The organism is Rhodococcus sp. T7 (assembly GCF_009872365.1).
In the GTDB taxonomy this organism is placed as follows: Bacteria; Actinomycetota; Actinomycetes; order Mycobacteriales; family Mycobacteriaceae; genus Rhodococcus_F.
The window spans coordinates 1-836 of sequence record NZ_WXYH01000277.1 but is presented as its reverse complement, the minus strand read 5'-3'; the positions used below and the strand labels follow the sequence as shown (position 1 = coordinate 836).

General features: G+C 67.7%; 1 protein-coding gene. It reads right to left on the bottom strand.

Translation table 11 applies throughout. The features are described from left to right. A partial coding sequence (locus MLGJGCBP_RS23245; protein WP_160098347.1) for a DUF4193 domain-containing protein occupies positions 1-245 on the bottom strand: 245 nt, incomplete at its 3' end. Between the last annotated feature and the right edge of the window lie 591 nt (positions 246-836).

Sequence of the window (836 nt, the reverse complement as noted above, 5' to 3'; positions counted from 1 at the left end):
CGGTGGTGGACCAGGAAGCAACTGGTGCAGGTGAATTCGTCCGCCTGCTTCGGGAGGACGCGGACGGTCAGTTCCTCACCGGACAGGTCGGTGCCGGGCAGTTCGAAGGATTCGGCGGTGTCGGTGTCCTCGACGTCCACGGCGGGGGACTGGGTGTCTTTCCGGCTCGCGGTCAGCTGTTCGAGGGACGTGTCCGAGGTCTCGTCGGATTCGGTGACTCTGGGGGCGTCGGAGTCGGTGGCCATGCCTGGTGCGTCCTGATGTTCCTCGGTGTTCGGACCCGCCAGATTAGAGGGTGCGTGGGCGCGCCACGCCCGGTGTGGCGTGCGGTGGCTAACGTCGTGGGGCGGTGGGGGGATCGTGAGGCCCCGGAATCCGGTTCCACACGCCAGGTTTGCCGCTGGGCATCCCGACGGGGGGCAGTGACGGGGGTTAGTTCTTTCCTGCGGTCAGGGCCCGTGTCGGTGCGCGCTCGCTTGCTCTGCCGGGAGCCGGGACTGAGAGTCATCCCTTGCACGGTGCCGCGATCATCGTCGACCGAAGATTGTCTCGAACCCTGCAGACTCATCCACACCGATGGCCCTGCCGCGCCGGGGCTGTGACGGTGCTCCGGGTGGTGGGGGTGCGTGGTCCGATGCGGCGACCACGGGGTCGAAATCGCCGGTTTGCCGCCGTGGGGGGCGTGGTGTGCGTACCGCGGATGGATGCCACACCGGGTGGTGGCCCGCTGAGCAGCAGCAGTAGTAGTGGTGGGGAACGGCTACCAAGCGCAGCCCCCGCCAACGATGGAGATCAGCTGGCAGGGGCGCTACACGGTCAACCTGCACGTAGTGGTG